This window comes from Pectobacterium peruviense (assembly GCF_003312355.2).
GTDB classification, from domain to species: domain Bacteria; phylum Pseudomonadota; class Gammaproteobacteria; order Enterobacterales; family Enterobacteriaceae; genus Pectobacterium; species Pectobacterium peruviense.
In genome coordinates, this window is sequence record NZ_CP161826.1 from 271,663 (window position 1) to 295,970 (window position 24,308).

The 24,308-nt window shown below is 51.0% G+C and carries 19 protein-coding genes and 1 pseudogene; 14 read left to right on the forward strand and 6 right to left on the reverse strand.

Annotated elements, in window-relative coordinates:
• The 6 genes from ilvA (at position 1) to DUT67_RS01290 (ending at position 4,586) form a co-directional block, all read left to right on the forward strand.
• The gene (ilvA, locus tag DUT67_RS01265) at positions 1–1,545 is read left to right on the forward strand and encodes a threonine ammonia-lyase, biosynthetic (RefSeq protein WP_113627006.1); all 1,545 of its coding nucleotides are present in this window, start codon (positions 1–3) and stop codon (positions 1,543–1,545) included.
• Positions 1,546–1,855: 310 nt separating this feature from the next.
• Positions 1,856–2,065 (forward strand): hypothetical protein, encoded by a 210-nt coding sequence (locus DUT67_RS01270; protein ID WP_113632702.1) that lies wholly within the window; start codon positions 1,856–1,858, stop codon positions 2,063–2,065.
• A gap of 28 nt (positions 2,066–2,093) precedes the next feature.
• Complete coding sequence (locus DUT67_RS01275; protein ID WP_113632701.1) at positions 2,094–2,573, forward strand: Hcp family type VI secretion system effector; 480 nt, start codon at positions 2,094–2,096, stop codon at positions 2,571–2,573.
• A gap of 141 nt (positions 2,574–2,714) precedes the next feature.
• The gene (locus DUT67_RS01280) at positions 2,715–3,305 is read left to right on the forward strand and encodes a calcium-binding protein (protein ID WP_113626897.1); all 591 of its coding nucleotides are present in this window, start codon (positions 2,715–2,717) and stop codon (positions 3,303–3,305) included.
• Positions 3,302–3,742, forward strand: coding sequence for a lysozyme inhibitor LprI family protein (locus DUT67_RS01285; RefSeq protein WP_113632700.1), 441 nt, complete (start codon positions 3,302–3,304; stop codon positions 3,740–3,742). Before DUT67_RS01280 ends, DUT67_RS01285 begins: the two co-directional genes overlap by 4 nt.
• A 100-nt stretch (positions 3,743–3,842) precedes the next feature.
• Entirely contained in the window at positions 3,843–4,586 is a 744-nt protein-coding gene (locus DUT67_RS01290; protein WP_048262965.1) for a DUF2461 domain-containing protein, read from the forward strand.
• Positions 4,587–4,604: 18 nt separating this feature from the next.
• Here the strand turns inward: DUT67_RS01290 and DUT67_RS01295 are convergent, their stop codons facing one another.
• Both DUT67_RS01295 and ilvY read right to left on the reverse strand, forming a co-directional pair.
• Entirely contained in the window at positions 4,605–5,405 is an 801-nt protein-coding gene (locus DUT67_RS01295) for a lysozyme inhibitor LprI family protein (RefSeq protein ID WP_113632699.1), read from the reverse strand.
• Positions 5,402–6,292 (reverse strand): HTH-type transcriptional activator IlvY, encoded by an 891-nt coding sequence (gene ilvY / locus DUT67_RS01300; RefSeq protein WP_113632709.1) that lies wholly within the window; start codon positions 6,290–6,292, stop codon positions 5,402–5,404. The genes DUT67_RS01295 and ilvY overlap by 4 nt, the downstream gene beginning before the upstream one ends.
• 167 nt (positions 6,293–6,459) lie before the next feature.
• Here ilvY and ilvC point away from each other — a divergent pair, with 167 nt between their 5' ends.
• Positions 6,460–7,938: a ketol-acid reductoisomerase gene (ilvC, locus tag DUT67_RS01305; RefSeq protein ID WP_113632698.1), complete on the forward strand. Its 1,479-nt coding sequence runs from the start codon at positions 6,460–6,462 to the stop codon at positions 7,936–7,938.
• Positions 7,939–8,030: 92 nt separating this feature from the next.
• On the opposite strand, the gene DUT67_RS01310 is transcribed toward ilvC, so the two are convergent.
• A complete protein-coding gene (locus DUT67_RS01310; RefSeq protein ID WP_113626902.1) occupies positions 8,031–8,684 on the reverse strand; it encodes an NADPH-dependent F420 reductase in 654 nt (217 codons plus the stop codon).
• 101 nt (positions 8,685–8,785) lie between these two features.
• Here DUT67_RS01310 and DUT67_RS01315 point away from each other — a divergent pair, with 101 nt between their 5' ends.
• Both DUT67_RS01315 and putA read left to right on the forward strand, forming a co-directional pair.
• Positions 8,786–9,673, forward strand: coding sequence for a LysR family transcriptional regulator (locus DUT67_RS01315; RefSeq protein WP_113626903.1), 888 nt, complete (start codon positions 8,786–8,788; stop codon positions 9,671–9,673).
• Between the two features lie 197 nt (positions 9,674–9,870).
• Positions 9,871–13,838 (forward strand): annotated as a pseudogene (gene putA, locus DUT67_RS01320) (trifunctional transcriptional regulator/proline dehydrogenase/L-glutamate gamma-semialdehyde dehydrogenase).
• Between the two features lie 79 nt (positions 13,839–13,917).
• Here putA and ppiC read toward each other — a convergent pair.
• A complete protein-coding gene (gene ppiC / locus DUT67_RS01325) occupies positions 13,918–14,199 on the reverse strand; it encodes a peptidylprolyl isomerase PpiC (RefSeq protein ID WP_039325787.1) in 282 nt (93 codons plus the stop codon).
• A 159-nt stretch (positions 14,200–14,358) separates the two neighbouring features.
• On the opposite strand from ppiC, the gene rep reads away from it, so the two are divergent.
• The gene (rep, locus tag DUT67_RS01330) at positions 14,359–16,380 is read left to right on the forward strand and encodes a DNA helicase Rep (RefSeq protein ID WP_113626905.1); all 2,022 of its coding nucleotides are present in this window, start codon (positions 14,359–14,361) and stop codon (positions 16,378–16,380) included.
• A gap of 355 nt (positions 16,381–16,735) precedes the next feature.
• Here rep and ppx read toward each other — a convergent pair whose 3' ends face one another.
• Both ppx and rhlB read right to left on the reverse strand, forming a co-directional pair.
• The gene (gene ppx / locus DUT67_RS01335) at positions 16,736–18,232 is read right to left on the reverse strand and encodes an exopolyphosphatase (RefSeq protein WP_113626906.1); all 1,497 of its coding nucleotides are present in this window, start codon (positions 18,230–18,232) and stop codon (positions 16,736–16,738) included.
• Positions 18,233–18,238: 6 nt separating this feature from the next.
• On the reverse strand, positions 18,239–19,531 hold the full coding sequence (gene rhlB / locus DUT67_RS01340; RefSeq protein ID WP_048262951.1) for an ATP-dependent RNA helicase RhlB: 1,293 nt from the start codon (positions 19,529–19,531) through the stop codon (positions 18,239–18,241).
• A gap of 118 nt (positions 19,532–19,649) precedes the next feature.
• Between rhlB and trxA the strand changes: the two genes are divergently transcribed.
• From trxA to wzzE, 4 genes are all read left to right on the forward strand, one after another.
• Positions 19,650–19,976 (forward strand): thioredoxin TrxA, encoded by a 327-nt coding sequence (trxA, locus tag DUT67_RS01345; protein ID WP_011095683.1) that lies wholly within the window; start codon positions 19,650–19,652, stop codon positions 19,974–19,976.
• Positions 19,977–20,486: 510 nt separating this feature from the next.
• Positions 20,487–21,746, forward strand: a complete 1,260-nt coding sequence (gene rho, locus DUT67_RS01350) for a transcription termination factor Rho (RefSeq protein WP_048262948.1) — start codon at positions 20,487–20,489, stop codon at positions 21,744–21,746.
• Between the two features lie 389 nt (positions 21,747–22,135).
• Complete coding sequence (gene wecA / locus DUT67_RS01355) at positions 22,136–23,233, forward strand: UDP-N-acetylglucosamine--undecaprenyl-phosphate N-acetylglucosaminephosphotransferase (RefSeq protein WP_113626907.1); 1,098 nt, start codon at positions 22,136–22,138, stop codon at positions 23,231–23,233.
• A 21-nt stretch (positions 23,234–23,254) separates the two neighbouring features.
• On the forward strand, positions 23,255–24,301 hold the full coding sequence (gene wzzE, locus DUT67_RS01360) for an ECA polysaccharide chain length modulation protein (protein ID WP_113626908.1): 1,047 nt from the start codon (positions 23,255–23,257) through the stop codon (positions 24,299–24,301).
• Positions 24,302–24,308 lie beyond the last annotated feature (7 nt).

Here is a 24,308-nt window from a genome sequence, read left to right on the forward strand (position 1 = left end):
ATGGCTGTGTCACAACCTCTTCCTGCCGCGCCGGGGGGCGCGGAGTACCTGCGGGCGATCTTACGGTCGCCAGTGTATGAAATCACGCAGGTCACACCGCTGGAGAAGATGGATAAGATTTCTTCGCGGCTGGGTAATGTCATTCTGGTAAAGCGTGAAGACCGACATGCGGTGCACAGCTTCAAGCTGCGCGGTGCGTACGCGATGATGGCGGGTCTGAGCGATGAACAAAAATCACACGGCGTGGTGACGGCTTCAGCCGGTAACCATGCGCAAGGTGTCGCGCTTTCCTCCAGCAAGCTGGGGATTAAATCACTGATTGTGATGCCGGTCGCGACGGCCGACATCAAGGTAGATGCGGTGCGTGGTTTTGGCGGAGAAGTGCTGCTACACGGCGCTAACTTTGATGAAGCCAAAGCCAAGGCGATTGAGCTGTCAGAGCAACAACATATGACCTTCCTGCCGCCGTTCGATCACCCTGCGGTGATTGCTGGACAGGGCACGCTGGCAATGGAGTTGTTACAGCAAGATGCGCATTTGGATCGCGTGTTTGTGCCCGTCGGTGGTGGTGGCTTGGCGGCAGGCGTTGCCGTACTGATTAAACAGCTGATGCCGCAGATTCAGGTGATCGGCGTGGAAGCGGAAGATTCTGCCTGTCTGCGCGCGGCGCTGGACGCCGGACAACCAGTCGATCTGCCGCGTGTCGGGCTGTTTGCCGAAGGTGTGGCGGTGAAGCGTATCGGCGATGAAACGTTCCGCCTGTGTCGGGAATATCTGGATGACGTGATTACCGTCGACAGCGATGCTATCTGTGCAGCAGTGAAAGATCTGTTCGAAGATGTGCGTGCTATTGCTGAACCGTCCGGCGCGCTGGCGTTAGCAGGGATGAAGAAATACATCCAGCAGCATCAGATTCAGGGCGAGCGTCTGGCGCATGTTCTATCCGGTGCGAACGTCAACTTCCACGGGTTACGCTACGTTTCCGAGCGCTGCGAGCTGGGTGAACAACGCGAAGCCTTGCTGGCTGTGACGATCCCTGAGCAACAGGGAAGCTTCCTGAAGTTTTGCCAGCTGTTGGGTGGTCGTTCCGTCACGGAGTTCAACTATCGCTACGCGGATGCCAAAGACGCCTGCATTTTTGTTGGTGTGCGTCTTACGCGCGGCTATGCGGAGCGGCAGGAGATCATCGCTGAGCTTTCCGCAGACGGTTATGAAGTGGTGGATTTGTCCGATGATGAAATGGCGAAGCTACACGTTCGCTATATGGTCGGTGGACGTCCTTCCAAACCGTTACAGGAACGTCTGTACAGCTTTGAATTCCCAGAGTCGCCAGGCGCGTTGCTGAAATTCCTTCATACGCTAGGGGCGCACTGGAATATTTCGCTATTCCATTACCGCAGCCACGGCATGGATTTTGGCCGCGTGCTGGCCGCGTTTGAGCTGGATGCAGGCGATCGAGAATTCGATCAGCACTTGCAGGCGCTGGGCTATGAATGCCATGACGAAACGGATAACCCAGCGTTCCGCTTCTTTTTAGCGGGTTAAGTTAGCGGTTAATCGCTGAGTGTTCCCTTCACGCCGCCGATGGTGTTTCACCGTCGGCGGCGTTATCTTTATGTCATCTGACAGAAACAGGGATGGCATTTCTTTATGGCAACGCATTTCACTGGTTTTTCTCAAGCGGGTTTAACATTTCTTCAGCAGGTGCGTCAAAGCGTTGTTGAATAAATCTAATTGTAGTTAGTTATTATTATTTTTAAATTAATTGTTTATTTTTCTAATTTATTTAAATTTTGCTAATAGTTATTTTATACGTTATTTTTATGGGAAGTGAAATATCACATGGAGACCGGGTATGAAAAATAAAGAAAAACTTGCCATTCAGTTAAATGAACAATTAAAGAGTAGCCTTATTAATAGTTCGTTACCTCCTGAAGAAATACTCGCATTGATGATGAAGCTATGCCTTTTTCTGATGCAGGTGACTCAAAGTAATTTGGTGGAAATGAAGACGTCAGACGGGCGAAAACTTTCACTCAAGCTTGATACACCATCAGTGCATTGATCATATTTATTCTTAGAGGCTGCTAGAAATGTCGAGTATTATCTATTTAGAGTTGACAGGCGATAAACAGGGGTTGATTTCTTCTGGTTGTTCAACATTACAGTCAATTGGTAATAGAAGTCAAATTGGTCATGAAGATCAAATTCAAGTATTAAGTTTAAATAATTCAATGAGTTATAATGATAACCTATCTTGTCACCCCGTTGAAATAATTAAACTTATCGATAAATCGTCACCGTTGCTTGGTGTTTCTACCTCTTCCAATGAAAAGCTAAGTGCAAATTTCTTTTTGTATAGGATAAATTCCGCCGGGCAATTAGAGTTGTTTTATGTCATTAAATTAACAGATGCCCGCATTGTTGACATTTCTTGTAGTTATCCGCATTCGATTAATGACAATGACGTCATGCCATATGAGAAAGTTTTATTAAAATATAGTTCCATATCATGGGAGCACAAGGTTGCGGGAACATCAGGTTATAGTATTTGGAATGATAGTGGTATTTAGTTTGACTTAGTAATAAAACATACAGCCATTGATAATCATGTTATTTATGGCTGCTTTATTAACTAATTCATCACTAACCCGAAGAGATGCTAATTAACTTCGCACATTGACGCTTCGTATTAATGAAAAGGAATTTACTCAATGCTAAGAGTACCTCAAGGACAAATAACCTTTGATGGCGAAGGTGATGATGTTCCCAATAGCCCTTTTTTTAGCCGAGTCATTCACTGGCCAGGAAAGACTAAGTCTGGTGTGACGCTGGGGCGAGGCTATGATATGGGGAAGAGAACCAAGGGCGAAATTTATTCGGATATGCTTAGAGTGGGTATTGGGAGTGAAAAAGCGAGTTTAATAGCGACGGGGGCTGGGTTAAAGGGCGGTGCCGCCGCCACTTTCGTGAAAATGTATAAAGAAAAAATTGGCGTGATTACACATCAGCAACAGATGGAGCTGTTTAATATGATTTATGTTGGGTATATAGAAATAGCGAAAAAGCGATATGCACGTTATTCCACCAATGTACCCGATAGGGCCGATTGGGCTGAACTTCACCCTGCTATTCGAGATATTTTGGTGGATCTTGCCTACCAAGGGTTTGCTGGAGAGACGACTATTCCTGTCGCCGCAAAGAATGATATCGATCTGTTAATAAAGAAAATAGAGAGTACGAAAGAGTTGCTAGACTTTGAGGAAGGAAGAAAACGAGCGGATTATTTAAGGATGAAGAAATGAAGCCGATATATTTATTTATGTTGATGTTATTTGCTGTGAATGGTATATCCCCTGCATTTGGTGAGATTTATTGGAGTAAACTGGAATTAATGGAGAAAACGTTATGTAAAGATATTATGAAAGGGGAAAACTATCATGAGGTGGACATTTGTATTGATCGAATGCTTGCTGATTCGACAGAAAAATTAGAACAAAAAAATAAAGAAGCAATAAGCTTTCTATCCAAACTGATAACTATGGAAGGTGAGGAAGATGCAGTTAAGCTTTTCAAAGCAGATCAAGCCGCGTGGAAAAATTATGTCGTCCATCGTTGTGCGTATAAAGTACACCCGTATATTAAAGATAGCCCTATTTATTTTTCTGGTAAAAGTCTTTGCGAGGCGGTAGAAAACTACAGACGGATCGAGTCGCTAGACGGTGAGCTCAATATCCCTTAACGCTCATCCTTTGGATAAGTGTGTAACGCCGCCGATGGTGTTTCACCGTCGGCGGCGTTATCTTTATGTCATCTGACAGCAACAGGGATGGCATTTCTCTATGGCAACGCAGTTCACGGGTTTTTCTCAAGCGGGTTTAACGTTTCTTCAGCAGGTGCGTCAGTACAACGATAAAGAGTGGTTTGACGAGCATCGTGCGGTTTACGATGAGCAACTGGTTGCGCCATTTCGCACGCTGGTGGATGAACTCAGTCTGACTATGTTGCAGATTGACGACCACTTTGAAACTCGCCCAGCAATCGGTAAGACTCTCTCTCGTATTCACCGCGATACGCGTTTTTCTCACGATAAGTCACGTTATCGCAGCCATATGTGGCTGACCTTCAAACGCACCCGCAAAGACTGGACGGATGCACCGGTGTATTTCTTTGAAATCACGCCGGATACCTGGCGCTACGGGCTGGGCTACTACAGTGCGACGCGGAATACGATGGATCTATTCCGTCAGACACTGCGTGGCAATTCGCCGCAGTTTCTTGAGGTTGCGAGCTGTCTGGGGAATACCTTCACTCTGGAAGGGGAAAGCTACAAACGCCCGCTGATTAAAGACCAGGAGCCAGAATTAGCTAACTGGTATAATCGTAAATCGTTTGCCGCGATATGTACTCGGCAGGATATGGAAGCGCTGTTTTCCGGCGATCTGGTGGCGATTCTGTCTCAGGGATTTACCCAGCTTGAACCGCTTTATCATTACCTGATGAACATCGAAACCATGAAGAAAGCCGCGCAGGAAGCAGAGTCCGATACGCGGGCATTTTCGGCGGATAAGTGGTTTGAACGCTAGAGCCAGAGATCGCTAACGCTACGGTGTTTGTTCCGGCTTCAGTGGGGTTTTATCGCGCTCCAACAGATAGTTAAACAGGTAACCTTCCTCCTGATTACTGCCGAAGGTGGCGATTTGCAGATGATTATCGTCAATGCAGGTGAGCAGTATTTTCACCTGCTGACCGAAGCTGCTTTCACCTTTGCCAATGGCCTGCATGTCGCTCATCTGACGGGCAGTGAAGTCGGAATCATCCAGTTTGTTACCGTAGCGGAATGCAATGGACGCACCGCCCTCAATCTTGCCACGTTGGTTGGTCATCGTCAGGCTGACGGCGTGGTAGGGCGCTTTCTGATCGTACATCTCTCGAAAATAATCCCCCAGATCGCGGTACTCCTCGGCGGAAAGCCCCGACATCACATACTCATAGCTGAACGAACCGTGGAAGCAGGACGTGCTTTTCACGGGGGTAATCGGCGAAGGTAAGGCGTGCTGCGCGATGTCATTTAGGTAACGCAGTCGGTTTAACTGCTGCTGATAACGCTGTCGCAGACAGTCCTCGTCTTTGCACTGATCGCGTGCGGTAAGCCAGCTGCGCTGAAACTGGTTGAGCGTTTTCTCCCACGGCGCGCTGTTGTCGTACGCCGTCAGGAACGCGCGGGATGTCTTCCATGCCTGCGCCAGTTCTTCATCTAGCTGCCCGAGCAATGGGCTGGCGCAAATCAGCTTTTCCTGCACAGAGGCGGCTTTTTCGCAGGGGAAACTGGCGGCTTGCGCGTGATTGCTGAGGGACGCGAGCGTTATCCCTGCGACGATGATGGCAGTGAAGGCGATCTTCATGGTATGTCCTGTAATATTTCCCAAAAGGCGGCAATCAGCGGTTCGCTAAGCCGTTTTTTCTGTACGCAGACGCCCAGCTCAAGCGGTTCCATCACCTGTTCGACAAAGACAGAGACGCGGTTGCGTACCGGCTCTGGGCTGTTCTCCAGCACGACGTTGGGAATCAATGCGATACCGCAGCCCAGCGCGACCATTGATACCATCGCTTCATGCCCGGAGATGGTGGCGTAAATCTGTGGATTGGTGATGTGATTGCGGCGGAACCACTGATCGATGCGCTTACGCACCGGGCCGTGTTCCGGCAGGATGAACGGAATCTGCGACCAGTCTGGATCGGCTTGACGCACCAGCGATTGAACCGGGCAGGGAAGTGCTGGGATAATCAGCGCCAGAGGCAGTTTATCGAGCGGCATGAAGTCAACGCTCGTCGGCAGCGCTTCCGGGCGTCCTGCAATCCCCAAATCCCCATCATTTGACTGAATTTTCTCAACGGCATCAGCGGCATCGCCGGTTGTTAGTTTGATTTCAACCAGCGGATGCAGCGCTCGGAAGCGATCCAGAATCGGGGGCAGATGGCTGTAGGCGGCGGTGACGGAACAGAAGATCCGCAGTTCTCCGCTTAATGACGGCCCGTGCTGGTCTATCGTGTGGCGTAGCTGTTGGTATTGCAGCAGCGTCTGTTGGGCGAACAGCTTCAGGTGCTCTCCGGCATCGGTGAGCTGCACGGTACGGTTATCGCGCAGAAACAGCATCTGCCCTAAATCCTCTTCGAGCCGCTGAATTTGCCGCGACAGCGTGGATGGGCTGATGTGCATCGCCTTGGCGGTACGGCCAAAGTGTCGGCTTTCCGCGAGGTGCAGGAATAATTTGAGATCACGTAAATCCATGCGATGCAGGCCCCGTTTTTTATCTTGCAGATAGTGCAATGTCACGTTGTTAATATATCAATTTAAGCAACGCAATTCCTGTCATATGATGGGGTCATAGTGAATTCCCATCTGGCGGGAATCCTTTTCTGAATAACAGACAAATAAAACCGTATACGGAGCACGACATGGCTAACTATTTCAACACATTAAACCTGCGTCAGCAGCTGGATCAATTGGGCAAGTGCCGCTTTATGGGGCGTGATGAATTTGCCGATGAGGCGAGCTACCTGAAAGGGAAAAAAGTGGTGATCGTCGGTTGTGGTGCTCAGGGTCTGAATCAGGGTCTGAACATGCGCGATTCTGGTCTGAATATCGCTTATGCCCTGCGTGCTGAAGCCATTGCCGAAAAACGTGCTTCATGGCGCAAAGCGACCGAAAACGGCTTCACCGTTGGCACTTACGAAGATCTGATCCCGCAGGCTGATCTGATCGTTAACCTGACGCCGGACAAACAGCACTCCGCCGTGGTTCAGGCAGTACAGCCGCTTATGAAACAGGGCGCAGCGCTGGGCTACTCTCACGGTTTCAACATCGTTGAAGTCGGCGAGCAAATCCGTAAAGACATCACCGTAGTGATGGTGGCACCGAAGTGCCCAGGTACGGAAGTGCGTGAAGAATACAAACGTGGTTTCGGCGTACCGACGCTGATCGCGGTTCACCCTGAAAACGATCCAAAAGGCGAAGGCATGGCAATCGCCAAAGCCTGGGCTGCGGCCACTGGCGGCCACCGTGCTGGCGTTCTGCAATCCTCTTTCGTTGCAGAAGTGAAATCTGACCTGATGGGCGAGCAGACAATCCTGTGTGGTATGTTGCAGGCCGGTTCTCTGCTGGGCTTCGACAAACTGGTTTCTGAAGGTACCGATCCTGCGTATGCAGAAAAACTGATTCAGTTTGGCTGGGAAACCATCACCGAAGCGCTGAAGCAAGGCGGGATTACATTGATGATGGATCGCCTGTCTAACCCGGCGAAACTGCGCGCTTACGCACTGTCTGAGCAGTTGAAAGGCATTATGGCTCCGCTGTTCCAGAAACACATGGATGACATCATCTCTGGTGAATTCTCCGGCGGCATGATGGCTGACTGGGCGAACGATGACGTGAAACTGCTGACCTGGCGTGAAGAGACCGGCAAAACTGCGTTCGAAAATGCGCCGCAGTTCGACGGTAAAATCGCTGAGCAGGAATACTTTGATAACGGCGTGCTGATGGTTGCGATGGTAAAAGCGGGTGTTGAGCTGGCGTTTGAAACCATGGTGAGCTCCGGCATCATCGAAGAATCGGCTTACTACGAATCACTGCATGAGCTGCCGCTGATCGCCAACACCATCGCGCGTAAGCGTCTGTATGAAATGAACGTGGTTATCTCTGACACCGCAGAATACGGTAACTACCTGTTTGCTAATGCCGCTGTTCCATTGCTGCAAGAGGTGTTCATGGCATCTCTGCAGCCGGGCGATCTGGGTAAAGCGGTTGCTGGCACCGAAGTAGACAACGCGCAACTGCGTGATGTTAACGAAGCTATCCGTAACCACCCGATCGAAACCGTAGGCCACACGCTGCGCGGTTACATGAAAGACATGAAGCGTATCGCTGTCGCGGGTTAATAGTCGCTTTTACGTTTAGTGGAACGCGATGATTGCTATGCTGCTCCCTCTGGAGCAGCATTTTTTTATCTGCGATTATCTCTCAGCCTGCGTTATCTCTGTTGTGTATCGGCGGAGCTTTCACGTGAGGCCAGTGCCAGCGCAGTGGTTAATTCCGCTTTTGTCATACGTACACAGTAAGACGGCATGTTCCTTTCAAAACGCCATCCTTCAGACAATTTTCCCACATCGACGACATCAAACCCGAAGGCATCATAGAGTTCGGCCACAATGGCTTTTTCCTGCGCATGATCGCCCGCAAGCGGTAGCGCCCGGCGATGGGCAGAACCCGCAGGTAAACCATCACTTTCAAGCTGCGTCATGGTGATAGCATTGAACGCTTTGGTAATCTTTGCGCCCGGTAAATAACCAGCCAGTAGTTCGCTGGTGGTAGTGCTGCGCGTATCCAGTGCTGCTACCTTGCCATCTCGCTCGGTATAGTAGTTGACGGCATCGATGACGGATTTGCCCTGTAAAGCCTGCTCAGGGAGTTTATCGATAGCGGTAAAGGGAACGGCGATCACGATAATGTCGCCAAATCGCGCTGCCTGAGTCGCGGTGCCGATATCGCAGCCGATCATGGGGCGGAGGCTGAAAAGCGACTGGGGATCGCGTGAGTTGCTGAGCATGACCTGATGACCGTTCTGAAGCGCTAGTTTAGCGATCGCCCGGGCAACAAAGCCTGCGCCAATAATGCCAATTTTCATCTTTTTCTCCTTAATGCTTTTGAGAAGAGAATCTTAATTGCCTACAATTTGAAGATAAATTGTGCTTTTAAAAGAAAACAAACAACAAATATGAGCGAATCATGGATCGACTGACCAGCATGAACATCTTTGTCAAAGCGTCGGAGCTAGGGTCTTTTGCCGCCGCCGCAGAGGTGCTGGGCATCTCACCACAGATGGTCGCGAAGCAAGTGGCATGGCTCGAAGCGAGGCTTGGGGTCCGGCTACTTAACCGTACCACGCGTAGGCAGAGCCTGACGGATATTGGTCTGCGCTATTATGAGCGCTGTAAGGTTGTCTTGGCTGAAGCGGAGGACGCCGATGCGATTGCCCGTGAAATGCAGGTGACCCCTTCCGGCGTTATTCAGGTGAATGCACCGGTTACCTGGGGGTCATATCTGCTCGCGCCGTTTATCACACGTTATCTCGCGCGTTATCCTGACACGCAAATTGCGCTGACGCTGAATGATCGTATCGTCGATCCCATTGAAGAAGGGTTTGAAGTCATCATTCGTATCGGTGAATTGGCGGATAGTTCAATGGTGGCTTGGCCGCTTCAGCCTTATTCGTTGATCGCTTGCGCGTCGCCTGACTATCTGGCGCGTGAAGGATTACCGGATACCCCATCGAGTCTCTTACGCCACGCGTGTCTTATTTATGGCACACGCGCCGTCGCTACGTCTTGTCGATGGGTATTTCAGAAGGACGGTAAGACTGAAGAAATCAGGCCGGAAGGTAGGCTTTTTGCTAACGACTGGAATGCGCTGCTGCATGCCGCGATAGAGGGATATGGGATTACGCTTGGGCCAGAGGTTGTGTTACGTAAGGAAATTGACCGCGGTCGTCTGGTACAGGTGCTGTCTGACTATAATGGGCCTGCTCGCCCGGTTCATGTCATGGTGCCGATGGGGCGGCGGTCTGCGGTTAAAATTAAAACATTTGTCGATGCCGTCAGAGCCAATTTCGGGTAAAGATAAACCCGTGGCACAGCGATTGTGCCACGGGTGTTATGACTAAACGGACTGGTATTCCGCTTCCGCCTGATTGAAGCGGTCGGTAATCGTTTTTGATGGCGCTTTACCTAGCAGACTGACGATGAAAATGGTCAGGCTGTTGAAGATATTGACGTATTCCCGATGTGCATCTTCTAATCACAGGAGTGGACGCTATGGGCTTTACCACGATGGGTGTAAAACTCGATGAGGAAACGCGCGAGCGTATCAAGATCGCTGCACAGCGTATTGATCGCACACCGCACTGGTTGATCAAACAGGCTATTTTCCATTACCTCGAACGCCTCGAAAGCGGCCTCGACACTCCTGAAACACCGCAATCGGCGAACATCAGCCGCATTGAAGCGGAAGAGATTATGCCGCAATCTCGGGAAGAAGAAACCCACCAACCCTTTCTTGATTTCGCCGAACAGGTTCTTCCCCAGTCAGTTACTCGCGCTGCGATGACTTCTGCTTATCGCCGTCCCGAAACTGAACTGGTGCCTATCTTGCTTGAACAGGCGAGACTTACCGATGAAATGTCGCAGTTAACCCAGAAACTGGTTTATCGACTGGCAGAGAAATTACGCAGTCAGAAAGCCGGAAGTGGGCGTGCGGGTATTGTGCAAGGACTGCTACAGGAATTCTCTCTTTCTTCTCAGGAAGGTGTGGCGCTGATGTGTTTAGCCGAAGCGTTGCTGCGTATTCCTGATAAATCTACGCGCGATGCGCTGATCCGCGACAAAATCAGCCGAGGGAACTGGCAGGCGCATCTTGGCCACAGCCCATCGCTTTTTGTGAATGCTGCAACCTGGGGGCTACTGTTCACCGGAAAGTTGGTGGCAACACACAATGAAGCGAATCTCTCTCATTCTCTGAACCGCATCATCGGTAAACGCGGTGAGCCGCTTGTCCGCAAAGGTGTCGATATGGCCATGCGGCTGATGGGGGAGCAGTTTGTCACCGGGGAAACTATCGGTGAGGCGTTGGCTAACGCCCGTGAACGGGAAAATAAAGGCTTCCGCTACTCTTACGATATGTTAGGCGAAGCGGCGCTGACGGCGCACGATGCTGCCGCCTATCTGACGGCCTATCAGCAGGCGATTCATGCTATTGGAAAAGCCTCGAACGGGCGTGGCATTTACGAAGGGCCGGGCATCTCCATCAAGCTATCGGCGCTGCATCCGCGCTATAGCCGTGCGCAGTATGATCGTGTGTTCGATGAGTTGTACCCACGGCTGTTATCACTGACGCTGCTGGCACGGCAGTATGATATTGGGATCAATATTGATGCTGAGGAAGCAGATCGACTAGAGATCTCACTCGATCTGCTGGAAAAGCTCTGTATGGAGCCGCAACTGGCGGGGTGGAACGGTATTGGGTTTGTGATTCAGGCTTATCAGAAGCGCTGCCCGTATGTTATCGATGAGCTGATTGAGCTGGCACAGCGTAGCCATCGGCGGCTGATGATTCGTCTGGTGAAAGGGGCGTACTGGGACAGTGAAATCAAACGGGCGCAGGTTGACGGGCTGGAAGGCTACCCGGTCTACACGCGCAAGGTTTATACCGATGTGTCTTATCTGGCCTGCGCCCGCAAGCTATTGGCTGTACCCAATCTGATTTACCCGCAGTTCGCCACACACAATGCGCAGACGTTAAGCGCGATCTATCACATGGCTGGCAACAATTATTATCCCGGTCAGTATGAATTCCAGTGCCTGCACGGCATGGGGGAACCGCTCTATGATCAGGTCGTTGGCGCTGTTACGGATGGCAAGTTAAACCGTCCATGTCGTATCTACGCCCCGGTCGGAACCCATGAAACGTTGCTGGCTTATCTGGTGCGACGCCTGTTGGAAAACGGCGCGAATACCTCATTTGTTAATCGCATTGCGGATACGTCAATGGCGCTGGAAACACTCATTGCCGATCCGATTAGCGGCGTAGAGGCGTTAGCAAAAGTGGAATGGAGCATGGGCGCACCGCATCCCCGCATTCCTCTGCCGCGTCAGCTATATGGTCAGGAGCGGAAAAATTCGAGTGGGCTTGATCTCTCGAATGAGCATCGGCTAGCGTCGCTTTCCAGCGCGTTGCTGAGTCATGCCGCGCAGCCGTGGTATGCCGAACCGATGATTGAGGGTGAGAGTGAGGCGAGCGAACAGAAACCGGTAGTGAATCCGGCCGATGTGCACGATGTGGTGGGCTATGTATGTGATGCCTCCACCGCCGATGTTGAATTGGCGCTAGCGGCGGCGGTACGTGCCGGTACCATTTGGTTTGCGACACCGGCCACAGAGCGTGCGGCAATATTGAATCGAGCCGCATCGCTGATGGAAGGGCAGTTGCAAAGCCTGCTGGGGTTGCTGGTACGGGAAGCGGGTAAATCCTTCAATAACGCGATTGCGGAAGTGCGCGAAGCGGTAGATTTCTTACGCTATTACGCGAGTCAGGTTCGGGATACCTTCGCCAATGATACTTATCGTCCGCTGGGGCCAGTCGTCTGTATTAGTCCGTGGAATTTCCCGCTGGCGATCTTCACCGGACAAATTTCTGCCGCATTGGCGGCAGGAAACAGCGTATTGGCGAAACCGGCTGAACAAACGCCGTTGATTGCGGCACAGGCCGTGCGTATTTTGCATGAAGCGGGTGTTCCCACGGGTGTATTGCAACTGCTGCCGGGACAGGGGGAAACGATCGGTGCTGCGTTGGTGAACGACGAACGGGTACGCGGCGTGGTGTTTACCGGTTCGACAGCCGTGGCCAAAATTCTGCAACGCAGCATTGCGGGTCGGTTAGATCCACAGGGACGTTTGACGCCGCTGATTGCTGAAACGGGGGGCCTGAATGCCATGATTGTCGATTCGTCCGCGCTGACGGAACAAGTGGTGAATGATGTGATCGCTTCAGCGTTCGACAGCGCCGGACAGCGTTGTTCGGCACTGCGTCTTTTGTGCCTGCAAGAGGACATTGCGGATCGGACGCTTGCTATGCTGCGTGGCGCGATGGCGGAGTGTCGAATGGGAAATCCTGAACGGCTCTCGACCGATATCGGCCCGTTAATTGATGTCGAGGCAAAAGAGAATGTGGATCAACATATTCAAACGATGCGGGCGAAAGGTCATACGGTGCATCAGGCGGCGTATCCGCATGATGAGGCGGGATGGCTGCGGGGACGTTTGTGAAGCCGACGCTGATTGAATTGAATAACATCAGTGAGCTGGAAAAAGAAGTTTTTGGTCCAGTTTTACACGTCGTTCGCTATCAAAGCCAGCAGTTGGATACACTAATTGAACAGATTAACGCAGCGGGCTATGGCCTGACGCTAGGTGTGCATACGCGCATCGATGAAACTATCCAGCGTGTGACGAACAGGGCGAAGGTGGGGAACCAGTACGTGAACCGCAATATGGTGGGAGCCGTTGTCGGCGTTCAGCCTTTTGGCGGAGAAGGCTTATCGGGAACCGGGCCAAAAGCGGGTGGGCCGCTTTATCTGCATCGTTTGCTGGCACATCGACCGGACGACGCGCTCGCAGCAGAATTCGCCAGGCAGAACCGGGAGCTGGCACCGGATACCTCTGCTCGAGCATTGCTGTTGGCGGGACTACAGGCGTTGGAAGATTGGGCGATTGGCGGGGAACATCAGGATTTGGCGACGCTATGTCAGCGCTATAAAGCGCATAGTGTGAGCGGAACAACGCGACGGTTGCCCGGCCCAACAGGAGAGAGTAATACCTACACGCTGCTGCCGCGTGAGCGGATATTGTGTCTGGCGGACAATGATGAGGATCGCTTGATTCAGGCCGCTGCAGTGCTGGCAACGGGGGGGAAGCTGCTGTGGCCGGAAGGTGAGCAGGAGAAAACACTCTATGCCCGTTTGCCGGAGGAGGTTCAGTCACGTATTCAGTTTACACATGACTGGCGACGGCACGAGGTGTCTTTTCAGGGCGTAATTTATCATGGCGATGCCGATCGATTACGGCAGTTGAGTAAGGCGCTTGCAGAACGCGATGGCCCGATTATTCTGCTGTTGGGCTATACACATGGCGATATCCATGTTCAATTGGAACGTCTGCTGATTGAACGTTCTCTCAGTATCAATACCGCCGCCGCAGGCGGTAATGCGAGCCTGATGACGATAGGCTAGAATAAAGTGTTCAATAGAAAAAGCGCGCCAAACCGGAAGGTGGGCGCGCTTTTTATCTGTAGAGCTATCGGGTGATGACTTAGCTGCGGTACAGCACCTTGATTACATGGTAACCAAACTGGGTTTTCACCGGACCAAACGGTTTCAGTAACTCACAGGAAAACACCGCCTTATCGAAAGCGGGTACCATATCGCCTTTACGAAACTCACCCAAATCGCCGCCGTTGCGTTTTGAAGGACAGGTTGAGTGTTTCTGCGCCAGTTTCTGGAAATCGGCACCTTTCTCCAGTTGAGCAAGAATGTCGTTAGCCTGCTGTTCGGTGTCGACCAGGATGTGCAGGGCTGCTGCGGTATTTGCCATGTTGTTACCTTTTTGCAAAAGAGATTCCTGCGCGCAATGTAACATTTGCAACGCAAGATGTGGACAGTGACGTGCTTTCCTTAATAACAAATCCCCGGTCAAGATCGGTACCGCTTTCTGCTACAATCGCCTTCCGTTTTATGAGTGAGCAAGATCGTTATGCGCTTAAACCCCAGCCAACAACATGCTGTCGAATTCGTCACCGGACCTTGTCTGGTTCTGGCGGGCGCAGGCTCAGGAAAGACCCGCGTTATCACCAATAAAATTGCGCATCTCATCCGTCAGTGTGGCTATCAGGCGCGGCATATCGCTGCTGTGACGTTTACCAACAAAGCGGCGCGTGAGATGAAGGAACGTGTGGCGCAAACGCTGGGGCGTAAAGAAACGCGTGGTCTGATGATTGCGACTTTCCATACACTGGGGTTGGAGATTATCAAACGTGAATATGTCGCGCTGGGCATGAAATCCAACTTCTCTTTGTTCGATGATCAGGATCAGATGGCGCTGCTGAAAGAGCTGACGGAGCAGTGGCTGGAAAATGATAAGGTTTTGCTGCAACAGCTGATCTCAACGATCTCAAATTGGAAAAACGATCTGATCGATCCAGCCGGTGCTGCGGCGACCGCTCGATCCGAACGTGACAAGTTGTTTGTGCATTGCTACTCGCTTTATCACGAACACCTGCGCGCCTGTAACGTGTTAGATTTTGACGATCTGATTCTGCTTCCCACGCTGCTGCTGAAGCGGAATGCCGAGGTGCGTGAACGCTGGCAAAACCGCTTACGTTATCTGCTGGTGGATGAATATCAGGACACCAACACCAGCCAATATGAGCTGGTTAAGCTGCTAGTTGGCGCCCGAGCGCGTTTTACCGTCGTAGGGGATGACGATCAGTCTATTTATTCCTGGCGCGGCGCGCGACCGCAGAACTTAGTGTTGCTACAACAGGATTTCCCCGCGCTTGACGTGATCAAACTGGAACAAAACTACCGTTCGTCTGGGCGTATTCTGAAAGCCGCCAATATTCTCATTGCCAATAACCCACACGTCTTTGAAAAGCGGCTGTTCTCTGAACTGGGCTATGGTGATGAACTCAAAGTGATTACCGCCAACAATGAAGATCACGAGGCGGAGCGGGTTGTGGGTGAGCTGATAGCTCATCACTTTATTAAAAAGACGCAATACGGCGACTATGCCATTTTGTATCGTGGCAACCATCAGTCGCGTCTGTTTGAAAAGATGCTGATGCAAAACCGTATTCCGTATCGTATCTCCGGCGGCACGTCCTTTTTCTCCCGACCTGAAATCAAAGATTTATTGGCTTACCTGCGCGTACTGACCAACCCAGATGATGACAGTGCATTTTTACGTATTGTGAACACGCCCAAACGTGAGATTGGTCCAGCGACGATGAAGAAGCTGGGCGAGTGGGCAGGGCAGCGCAATAAAGGCTTGTTCAGCGCGAGTTTTGATCTCGGGTTGAGCCAGTCGCTGACCGGCCGTGGGTTGGAATCCCTGCAACGGTTTACACAGTGGCTAGCGGAGATTGCCCGTCTGGCGGAGCGTGAGCCTGTTGCAGCCGTACGTGATTTGATACATGGGTTGGATTACGAAAGCTGGCTTTATGAAACCTCACCCAGCCCAAAAGCTGCAGAAATGCGGATGAAGAACGTCAATCAGCTATTTAGTTGGATGACGGAAATGCTGGAAGGCTCCGATCTGGATGAACCGATGACGCTGACGCAGGTGGTGACGCGTTTCACGTTGCGGGACATGATGGAACGTGGAGAGAGTGAAGAGGAGCAGGATCAGGTTCAACTGATGACGCTGCATGCATCCAAAGGCTTGGAGTTTCCATACGTCTTTTTGGTTGGGATGGAAGAAGGCCTGTTGCCGCATCAGAGCAGTATTGATGAAGATAACGTCGATGAAGAACGGCGTTTGGCATACGTGGGGATTACGCGTGCTCAGCGCGAATTGTTCTTCACGTTGTGCAAAGAACGCCGCCAGTATGGCGAATTGATACGCCCTGAACCGAGCCGCTTCCTACTTGAACTGCCGCAGGATGATGTGGTGTGGGAAACGGAAAGAAAAGTCGTTAGCCCACAGGAACGTATGCAGAAAGGTCAGACGAATGTCGCCAGTATCCGAGCGATGTTAGCGAAAGCAAAAGGGGAATAACCAATCCCCGTCATACTTCAAGCTGCATGTGCGTTGGCAATACTCGGCTCATCTCTGAGCCTCGCCCTAAGGGCCGCCGCAAGCGGCGTTCAAATCGGCTAGACCAATTTGTCCTTACTCACCCCAGTCACTTACTTATGTAAGCTCCTAGGGATTAATGAACCTCATAAATGAGGTTCCCCCTTCGGGCTAGCACAAGCGCTGTTCAAATCGTTTTAACACCGATTTGTCGTGCGCTTGCCGCGTTACGATGCTCATCACTGAGCATCGCCCTAAAGGGCCAACGCTTCACGTTGTTCAAAACGTTAACGTTTTGTCCTGCAACTCGAATTATTTAGGGGATAATATATATCCGTTAAGCTGGGGTTTCTTCCAGCATAAGCGGCCAGTGTACGTAGCTCTGCCAGCGGCTTTCCTGTTCCAGCATTTCTGCTCGTAACGGGTGTTGAGCCAGCCAGCCAGCAGGCAGAATCAAACGCAACGCTTCACCTTCTACGCGTAACCGTACTGCTGGCAGCGTGTCATCTCGGCGGCGGCTGGCAAAAATAATCGCCAGACGTAATAGGCGGCACAGGCGCTGTGCTTGACTCACCGGTAGTGCATTCTGCTGACTGAGCGGCATTAAATCGACGGGGTTAATCTGGTTTTGCAGGAGCGTGGCTAACAGTTTCTTCTGGGCTGGCGTAAAGCCGGGGAGATCGCTATGGCGAATCAAATAGGCTGCATGCTGGGGTGACTGGCGAAAATCAATGCTCAAACCGATTTCGTGCACCAGACAGGCGCTGCGCAGTAACTCTCGACATCGGCTATCTAACTGCCAGTCACGGGCAACCTGTTGCAGAAAGTTGTCTGCCAGCGTACTGACGCGTTTAGCCTGTTCGGTATCTAGCAGATAACGACGTTGTAGCGTCTCCAGCGTACGATGGCGGATATCCTGATCGACGGGCAGATCCAACATGCCATAGACCAGTCCTTCACGCAGAGCGCCTCCAGCCAGCGTCATCGTTTTGATGTCTAGCTCTTGGAAGATCGCCAATAGAATGGCGAGCCCGCTGGGGAAGACCAGCGCGCGTTCCAGCGTCAGACCATCAATTTCCAACTCTTCCAGCTTATCGCACTGAATAGCATGCTCTTTAAGCTGTCTGAGCTTCGGCAGGGTAATGTATTCATCCATACCCTGCGCAACCATGATTTCCTGTAGCGCTTGTACTGTTCCGGAAGCGCCAACACAGATCTGCCAACCCTGTTCTCGCAGGGAGGCAGCGACGGGACGCAACATTTCACGCGCTGCGTTTTCAGCGCGTTCAAAATTACCCGCTTCCAGATTGCGGTCGCTGAAATAGCGATCCAGCCACGTTACACATCCCATAGGGAGGCTGATCAACTGGGTCGTTTTTGCGCCGATCCCCGTTGCCAGTTCGGTACTCCCCCCACCGATATCCACGACTAAGCGTGCATCTGGGCCACCCGTAGTATGTGCCACGCCTTGATAAATCAAACGTGCTTCTTCTTCACCGCTGATAACCTGAATCGGCAAGCCCAGAATTTCCTGAGCCCGTTGCAGAAACTCGTCAGCGTTCGTTGCCAGTCGCAGGGTTGCGGTCGCGACGACGCGTACCTGATCCTGCGGAATGTCCTGTAACCGTTCGGAGAACAGCTGTAGACACTGCCAGCCACGCTGCATCGCTTCCTGCGAGAGCCGATTCTGCTTATCCAACCCTGCTGCAAGGCGGACTTTACGCTTTATTTTCGCCAGCGTCTGAATGCTACCTGCGGTTTCCCGGGTGACCAGCATATGGAAGCTGTTCGAGCCGAGATCGATGGCAGCGTAAAGTGAAGAAGAACTCAGCATCGACGGTTAGTCCGCTCGTTTACGGTTATTACGGGGCGCTCCACTGCGGCGCGGCGCATTACTGTGTCGGCGCGGGCCATTATTGGAACGCGGTGGGCGCGTTAAACGCTTCGGCGCAGGTAAATCGCTCATCAGTGCGTCGCTGTTGTATTTGCTGACTGGGATGCCGTGACCGATATAGGTTTCGATCGCCGGGAGATTCAGCGCGTACTCTTCACAGGCCAGACTGATAGAAAATCCGCTTTGTCCCGCACGACCCGTACGGCCAATACGGTGAACATAGTCTTCGCAGTCATCCGGCAGGTCGTAGTTGAAAACGTGGGTCACAGAAGGAATGTGCAAACCGCGTGCTGCAACGTCCGTAGCTACCAGAATATCAAGACTACCCTGGGTAAATTCTTCCAGAATACGTAGGCGTTTCTTCTGCGCAACATCACCCGTCAGTAGCCCAACGCGATGACCGTCGGCAGCCAAATGGCCCCAGATGTCTTCACAGCGATGCTTGGTGTTTGCGAAAATAATGCAGCGGTCCGGCCATTCTTCTTCCAACAGCGTCTGGAGCAGGCGCATTTTCTCTTCGTTGGACGGATAAAACAGTTCTTCTGTAATGCGGTGGCCGGTTTTCTGTTCCGGTTCAACTTCCACATACTCTGCGTTATTCATTTGTTCAAACGCGAGTTCACGCACTCGGTAGGAGAGCGTAGCGGAAAAGAGCATATTCAGGCGCTGTGATGTTGCAGGCATGCGGCGGAACAGCCAGCGGATATCTTTGATGAAGCCGAGATCGTACATGCGATCCGCTTCGTCCAGTACGACAACCTGAATCGCACCCAGATTAATATGGTTTTGTTTAGCGTAATCGATTAAACGACCGGTGGTGCCGATCAGTATATCAACGCCGTTTTCCAGCACTTTAAGCTGCTTGTCGTAGCCGTCGCCACCGTAGGCTAAACCCAGTTTTAACCCGGTCATGTGAGACAGCGCTTCTGCGTCTGAGTGAATTTGGACAGCCAGTTCACGAGTTGGCGCCATAATTAAGGCTCGTGGTTGATTGGTCTGACGCTCTGCGTTTGCAGGGTGTGAAAGCAAATAATGGAAAGTAGACGCAAGAAAAGCCAGCGTCTTGCCGGTACCGGTTTGCGCCTGACCCGCAACATCACGCCCTGACAAAGCTAATGGCAGAGCTAACGCCTGAATAGGCGTACAGTTATGAAACCCTTTACTTTCAAGGGCTTCGATAACCTGCGGGTGCAGGGCGAAGTCGGAAAACTTCTGTTCAGTTAAGTGTGTTTTGCTCATAGTGTGGTAGAATATCAGCTAACGATTGCTTTACGAAAGCGTATCCGGTGAAATAAAGTCAACCTGTTGTTGGTTAATGCTACACCAACAAGGTAGAAATAATCCTGCGGAGTAAAATATGAGCGATAAAATAATTCACCTGACTGATGACAGCTTCGGCACGAAAGTATTGCAGGCTGAGGGCGCTACCTTGGTTGATTTCTGGGCTGAGTGGTGTGGTCCTTGCAAAATGATCGCTCCTATTCTGGATGAAATCGCCGAAGAGTTTGAAGGCAAACTGACGGTTACCAAGCTGAACATTGATGAAAATCCGGCTACTGCACCAAAATATGGTATCCGTGGTATTCCTACTCTGCTGCTGTTTAAAAACGGCGAAGTCGCTGCGACAAAAGTCGGCGCACTGTCCAAAGGGCAACTGAAAGAGTTCCTGACAGCCAATCTGTAATTAGCGTGATCCCCTTCAAAAGGGTATTGCCGGCGGGCACAATCGGGCAATATGCAATTCTCATATTGACTGCTTGCTGCTCGTCGGGAAGCGTGTTAGATTCATTAACACTGCATATCGTACTTGCCTATGTTTAAGCCCTTAGGCTTGAGCCTGAAAGTTAGAGTCTAAAGCATTATTCTGTGTCTAAATCGAAAAGTCGTTGTTTTACAAAATGATTGTTTTCCGAAATGATTGTTTTGAAAAGTGGTTGTTTTACAACACGTTGTGCTCCGATTTGGACAGTCTACTAGTTTTACAATAATTGGTTTTATGTGTCTTCGATCTCCTGCCGTTGGTTTATGCGGATATCGTTTATGCGGATGTTGTTTTGCGCGGATTTAATGCGCTTCAGGTGTGAAACCAGACAGGAATCCAGCGGTTGAAGGCTGTTATAGAGGCACGGATGATCCTGCCATACCATTCACGTTAATAGTTCGAGATTTACCCCGAGTTAAAGAACCCACCACTATGAATCTTACCGAATTAAAGAATACGCCAGTTTCTGAGTTAATTACTCTTGGCGAAAATATGGGCTTGGAAAACCAAGCTCGCATGCGCAAACAGGATATTATCTTCTCTATTCTGAAGCAGCATGCCAAAAGCGGCGAGGATATTTTCGGCGACGGTGTGCTGGAGATACTGCAGGATGGCTTCGGCTTTCTCCGCTCCGCAGACAGCTCCTACCTCGCAGGCCCCGATGATATCTACGTTTCTCCCAGCCAAATCCGCCGTTTTAACCTTCGCACTGGTGACACCATTTCTGGCAAGATTCGTCCGCCGAAAGAAGGTGAACGCTACTTTGCGCTGCTGAAAGTTAACGAAGTCAACTACGACAAACCTGAAAACGCCCGCAACAAGATCCTGTTCGAAAACTTAACACCACTGCATGCAAACTCTCGTCTGCGTATGGAGCGTGGTAACGGTTCGACAGAAGATCTGACGGCGCGTGTGCTGGATCTGGCTTCGCCAATTGGTCGTGGTCAACGTGGTCTGATCGTTGCGCCGCCAAAAGCGGGTAAAACCATGCTGCTGCAAAACATTGCGCAGAGCATTGCTTACAACCATCCTGACTGTGTGCTGATGGTGCTGCTAATTGACGAACGTCCGGAAGAAGTTACCGAGATGCAGCGCCTGGTGAAAGGTGAAGTGGTTGCGTCAACGTTTGACGAACCAGCTTCCCGTCACGTTCAGGTCGCTGAAATGGTGATCGAAAAAGCGAAGCGTCTGGTTGAGCATAAGAAAGACGTTATCATCCTCCTGGACTCGATTACCCGTTTGGCGCGTGCTTACAACACCGTTGTTCCGGCCTCGGGCAAAGTGTTGACCGGTGGTGTGGATGCCAACGCCCTGCATCGTCCGAAGCGTTTCTTCGGTGCGGCACGTAACGTTGAGGAAGGCGGTAGCCTGACAATCATCGCTACTGCGCTGGTTGATACCGGTTCCAAAATGGACGAAGTGATTTACGAAGAATTTAAAGGTACAGGTAATATGGAACTGCACCTGGCTCGTAAAATCGCAGAAAAACGCGTGTTCCCAGCGATTGATTACAACCGTTCTGGTACGCGTAAAGAAGAGTTGCTTACCACCTCTGAAGAATTGCAGAAGATGTGGATCCTACGCAAGATCATCCACCCAATGGGTGAGATCGATGCGATGGAATTCCTCATCAATAAGTTGGCGATGACGAAAACCAACGATGAATTCTTCGATATGATGAAACGTTCATAAATCCGGGCATTCATCTATATATACCCTAAATAATTCGAGTTGCATGACAAAACGTTAACGTTTTGAACAACGTGAACGCTGGCCCGAAGGGTGAGTCTCATTTATGAGACTCATTAATCCTCAGGAGCTTACATCAGTAAGTGACTGGGGTGAGTAAGAGAAGCTAACGCACATGCGGCTTGAAGTATGACGGGTACATTACGGATAACTCGGGGAACGCCACGCTGGGTCGTGGCGTTTTTTTATCCCCCAATTGACCAGATGTGATGCGTGTTTTCCGCTGGGAAGCTGCGGTTATCACTTCAATTTTTACTGGCGATCAATGTGGGCGATAGGATATAAGGCGTAAACCGAGTCTATACTGAACAGCTACAGCGAAGCTGTTAACGGTGAACTTACTCACTATGAGTACCGAATTACTATTTATTTTCTTGTTTTCTCTGGGCTTTCTTTTTTTTGCTCGCAGTATTGCGGGTAAAATAGGACTTGTCGATCGTCCCAACTACCGTAAACGCCATCGGGGTCTTGTACCTCTGGTTGGCGGTATCTCCGTGTATGCAGGTATCTGCTTTACCTACTTCATTACCGATCAATATATCCCCAACTTCCGTCTTTACCTGATGTGCGCGGGTGTGCTGGTTTTTGTCGGCATGCTGGACGATCGTTTTGATATCAGTGTGAAAATTCGCGCTGTTGTGCAGGCGTTTGTCGCTGTGGTGATGATGGCCCTTGCTGGCTTGACGATACACAACCTAGGGCATATTTTCGGCCCGTGGCAGATGGGACTGGGGCCATTTGGTTATCTGGTGACACTGTTTGCCGTTTGGGCGGCTATCAATGCGTTCAATATGGTGGATGGGATCGATGGACTGCTTGGCGGGTTGTCCAGCGTCTCGTTCGGGGCGATGGGAATTTTGTTGTATATGAGCGGCCATACGAATCTGGCATTGTGGTGTTTCGCCATGATCGCGGCGACGTTGCCTTATATTCTGCTTAATCTCGGCATGTTTGGACGACGCTATAAGGTCTTCATGGGCGATGCGGGTAGCACGATGATTGGCTTCACGGCTATCTGGCTTCTGATTCAGACGACGCAAGGTCCGCAGCATCCGATTAATCCCGTTACAGCATTGTGGATCATCGCTATCCCGCTGATTGATATGATCGCCATTATGTATCGGCGCTTGCGCAAAGGGATGAGTCCGTTCTCGCCTGATCGGCAGCATATCCATCATTTAATGATGCGGGCGGGCTTTTCCTCTCGTCAGGCATTTTTGCTGATTACGCTCGCCGCTGCTTTATTGGCTGCGGTCGGTGTGTTGGGAGAATATTTCTTTTTCATACCCGAATGGGTCATGTTGGCATTATTCTTGCTTGCATTTCTACTGTATGGCTACTGCCTGAAACGAGCATGGCGGGTCGCCCGTTTTATCAAGCGAATCAAACGCCGTATGCGGCATTCCGATGAGCAAAAGCAGTCATCCTGACCAAATAATTTTGGGGAAGTAATGAAATCAGAGAACTTGTCTACCGGAAATGCGTTGATTGATAACGAACTGGATATCCGTGGTTTATTTCGCCTGCTGTGGCGTGGAAAGGTGTGGCCGATAGCAATCGGCCTGCTGTTTGCCGTCGTGGCATTAGGCTATTCCTATCTTGTTAAACAGGAATGGAGTGCAACATCGATTACCGACAAGCCGACGGTTAATATGTTGGGCGGCTATTACTCGCAGCAGCAATTCCTACGTAACCTCGACGCTCGATCGTTTTCCTCTCCTCAGCCAGAACAACCGTCTATTTCGGCTGGTGCTTATGATGAATTCATCATGCAGTTAGCGGCTTACGATACCCGCCGCGATTTCTGGTTGCAGACTGACTATTATAAGCAACGTCTGGAAGGCGATGAAAAGGCTGATGCAGCCTTGCTGGATGAGCTGGTCAACAACATTCAGTTTACGGCGCGTGATGACGGGAAAAAAACCAATGACTCCGTGAAGCTGGTGGCGGAAACCTCCTCAGATTCCAACACGTTGCTTCGTCAGTATGTGGTTTTTGCCAGTCAGCGTGCAGCCAACCACTTGAATGAAGAAATCAAGGGAGCCTGGGCTGCCAGAACCATTTTCATGAAGTCGCAGATTAAGCGTCAGGAAGCGGTAGCAAAAGCGATTTACGATCGTGAAGTCCGCAGCGTTGAACTGGCGCTGAAAATCGCACAACAACAAGGTATTAGCCGTAGCCAGACGGATACGCCAGCAGATGAAATCCCCGCATCGGAAATGTTCCTGCTCGGCAGGCCGATGCTTCAAGCCCGACTGGAAACGTTGCAGACCAGCGGCCCGCATTATGAACTGGATTACGATCAAAATCGCGCGATGTTGGCGACGCTGAACGTTGGCCCAACGCTTGAGGCCAGTTTCCAGACGTATCGTTATTTGCGTACGCCGGAAGAACCGGTGAAGCGCGACAGCCCGCGCCGGGCATTCCTGATGGTGATGTGGGGTGCGATTGGTGTGCTAGTGGGAGCGGGTGTTGCCCTGGCTCGCCGTCTGCGTTAACCAGCTT

Coding starts and splice junctions, on each gene's coding strand:
- ppx (WP_113626906.1), bottom strand. CDS start 18,232: ATGCTGAGTTCTTCTTCACTTTACGCTGCCATCGATCTCGGCTCGAAC.
- DUT67_RS01270 (WP_113632702.1), top strand. CDS start 1,856: ATGAAAAATAAAGAAAAACTTGCCATTCAGTTAAATGAACAATTAAAG.
- wzzE (WP_113626908.1), top strand. CDS start 23,255: ATGAAATCAGAGAACTTGTCTACCGGAAATGCGTTGATTGATAACGAA.
- DUT67_RS01290 (WP_048262965.1), top strand. CDS start 3,843: ATGGCAACGCAGTTCACGGGTTTTTCTCAAGCGGGTTTAACGTTTCTT.
- ppiC (WP_039325787.1), bottom strand. CDS start 14,199: ATGGCAAATACCGCAGCAGCCCTGCACATCCTGGTCGACACCGAACAG.
- DUT67_RS01280 (WP_113626897.1), top strand. CDS start 2,715: ATGCTAAGAGTACCTCAAGGACAAATAACCTTTGATGGCGAAGGTGAT.
- rep (WP_113626905.1), top strand. CDS start 14,359: ATGCGCTTAAACCCCAGCCAACAACATGCTGTCGAATTCGTCACCGGA.
- rho (WP_048262948.1), top strand. CDS start 20,487: ATGAATCTTACCGAATTAAAGAATACGCCAGTTTCTGAGTTAATTACT.
- DUT67_RS01315 (WP_113626903.1), top strand. CDS start 8,786: ATGGATCGACTGACCAGCATGAACATCTTTGTCAAAGCGTCGGAGCTA.
- rhlB (WP_048262951.1), bottom strand. CDS start 19,531: ATGAGCAAAACACACTTAACTGAACAGAAGTTTTCCGACTTCGCCCTG.
- DUT67_RS01285 (WP_113632700.1), top strand. CDS start 3,302: ATGAAGCCGATATATTTATTTATGTTGATGTTATTTGCTGTGAATGGT.
- ilvC (WP_113632698.1), top strand. CDS start 6,460: ATGGCTAACTATTTCAACACATTAAACCTGCGTCAGCAGCTGGATCAA.
- DUT67_RS01295 (WP_113632699.1), bottom strand. CDS start 5,405: ATGAAGATCGCCTTCACTGCCATCATCGTCGCAGGGATAACGCTCGCG.
- DUT67_RS01275 (WP_113632701.1), top strand. CDS start 2,094: ATGTCGAGTATTATCTATTTAGAGTTGACAGGCGATAAACAGGGGTTG.
- trxA (WP_011095683.1), top strand. CDS start 19,650: ATGAGCGATAAAATAATTCACCTGACTGATGACAGCTTCGGCACGAAA.
- ilvY (WP_113632709.1), bottom strand. CDS start 6,292: ATGGATTTACGTGATCTCAAATTATTCCTGCACCTCGCGGAAAGCCGA.
- ilvA (WP_113627006.1), top strand. CDS start 1: ATGGCTGTGTCACAACCTCTTCCTGCCGCGCCGGGGGGCGCGGAGTAC.
- DUT67_RS01310 (WP_113626902.1), bottom strand. CDS start 8,684: ATGAAAATTGGCATTATTGGCGCAGGCTTTGTTGCCCGGGCGATCGCT.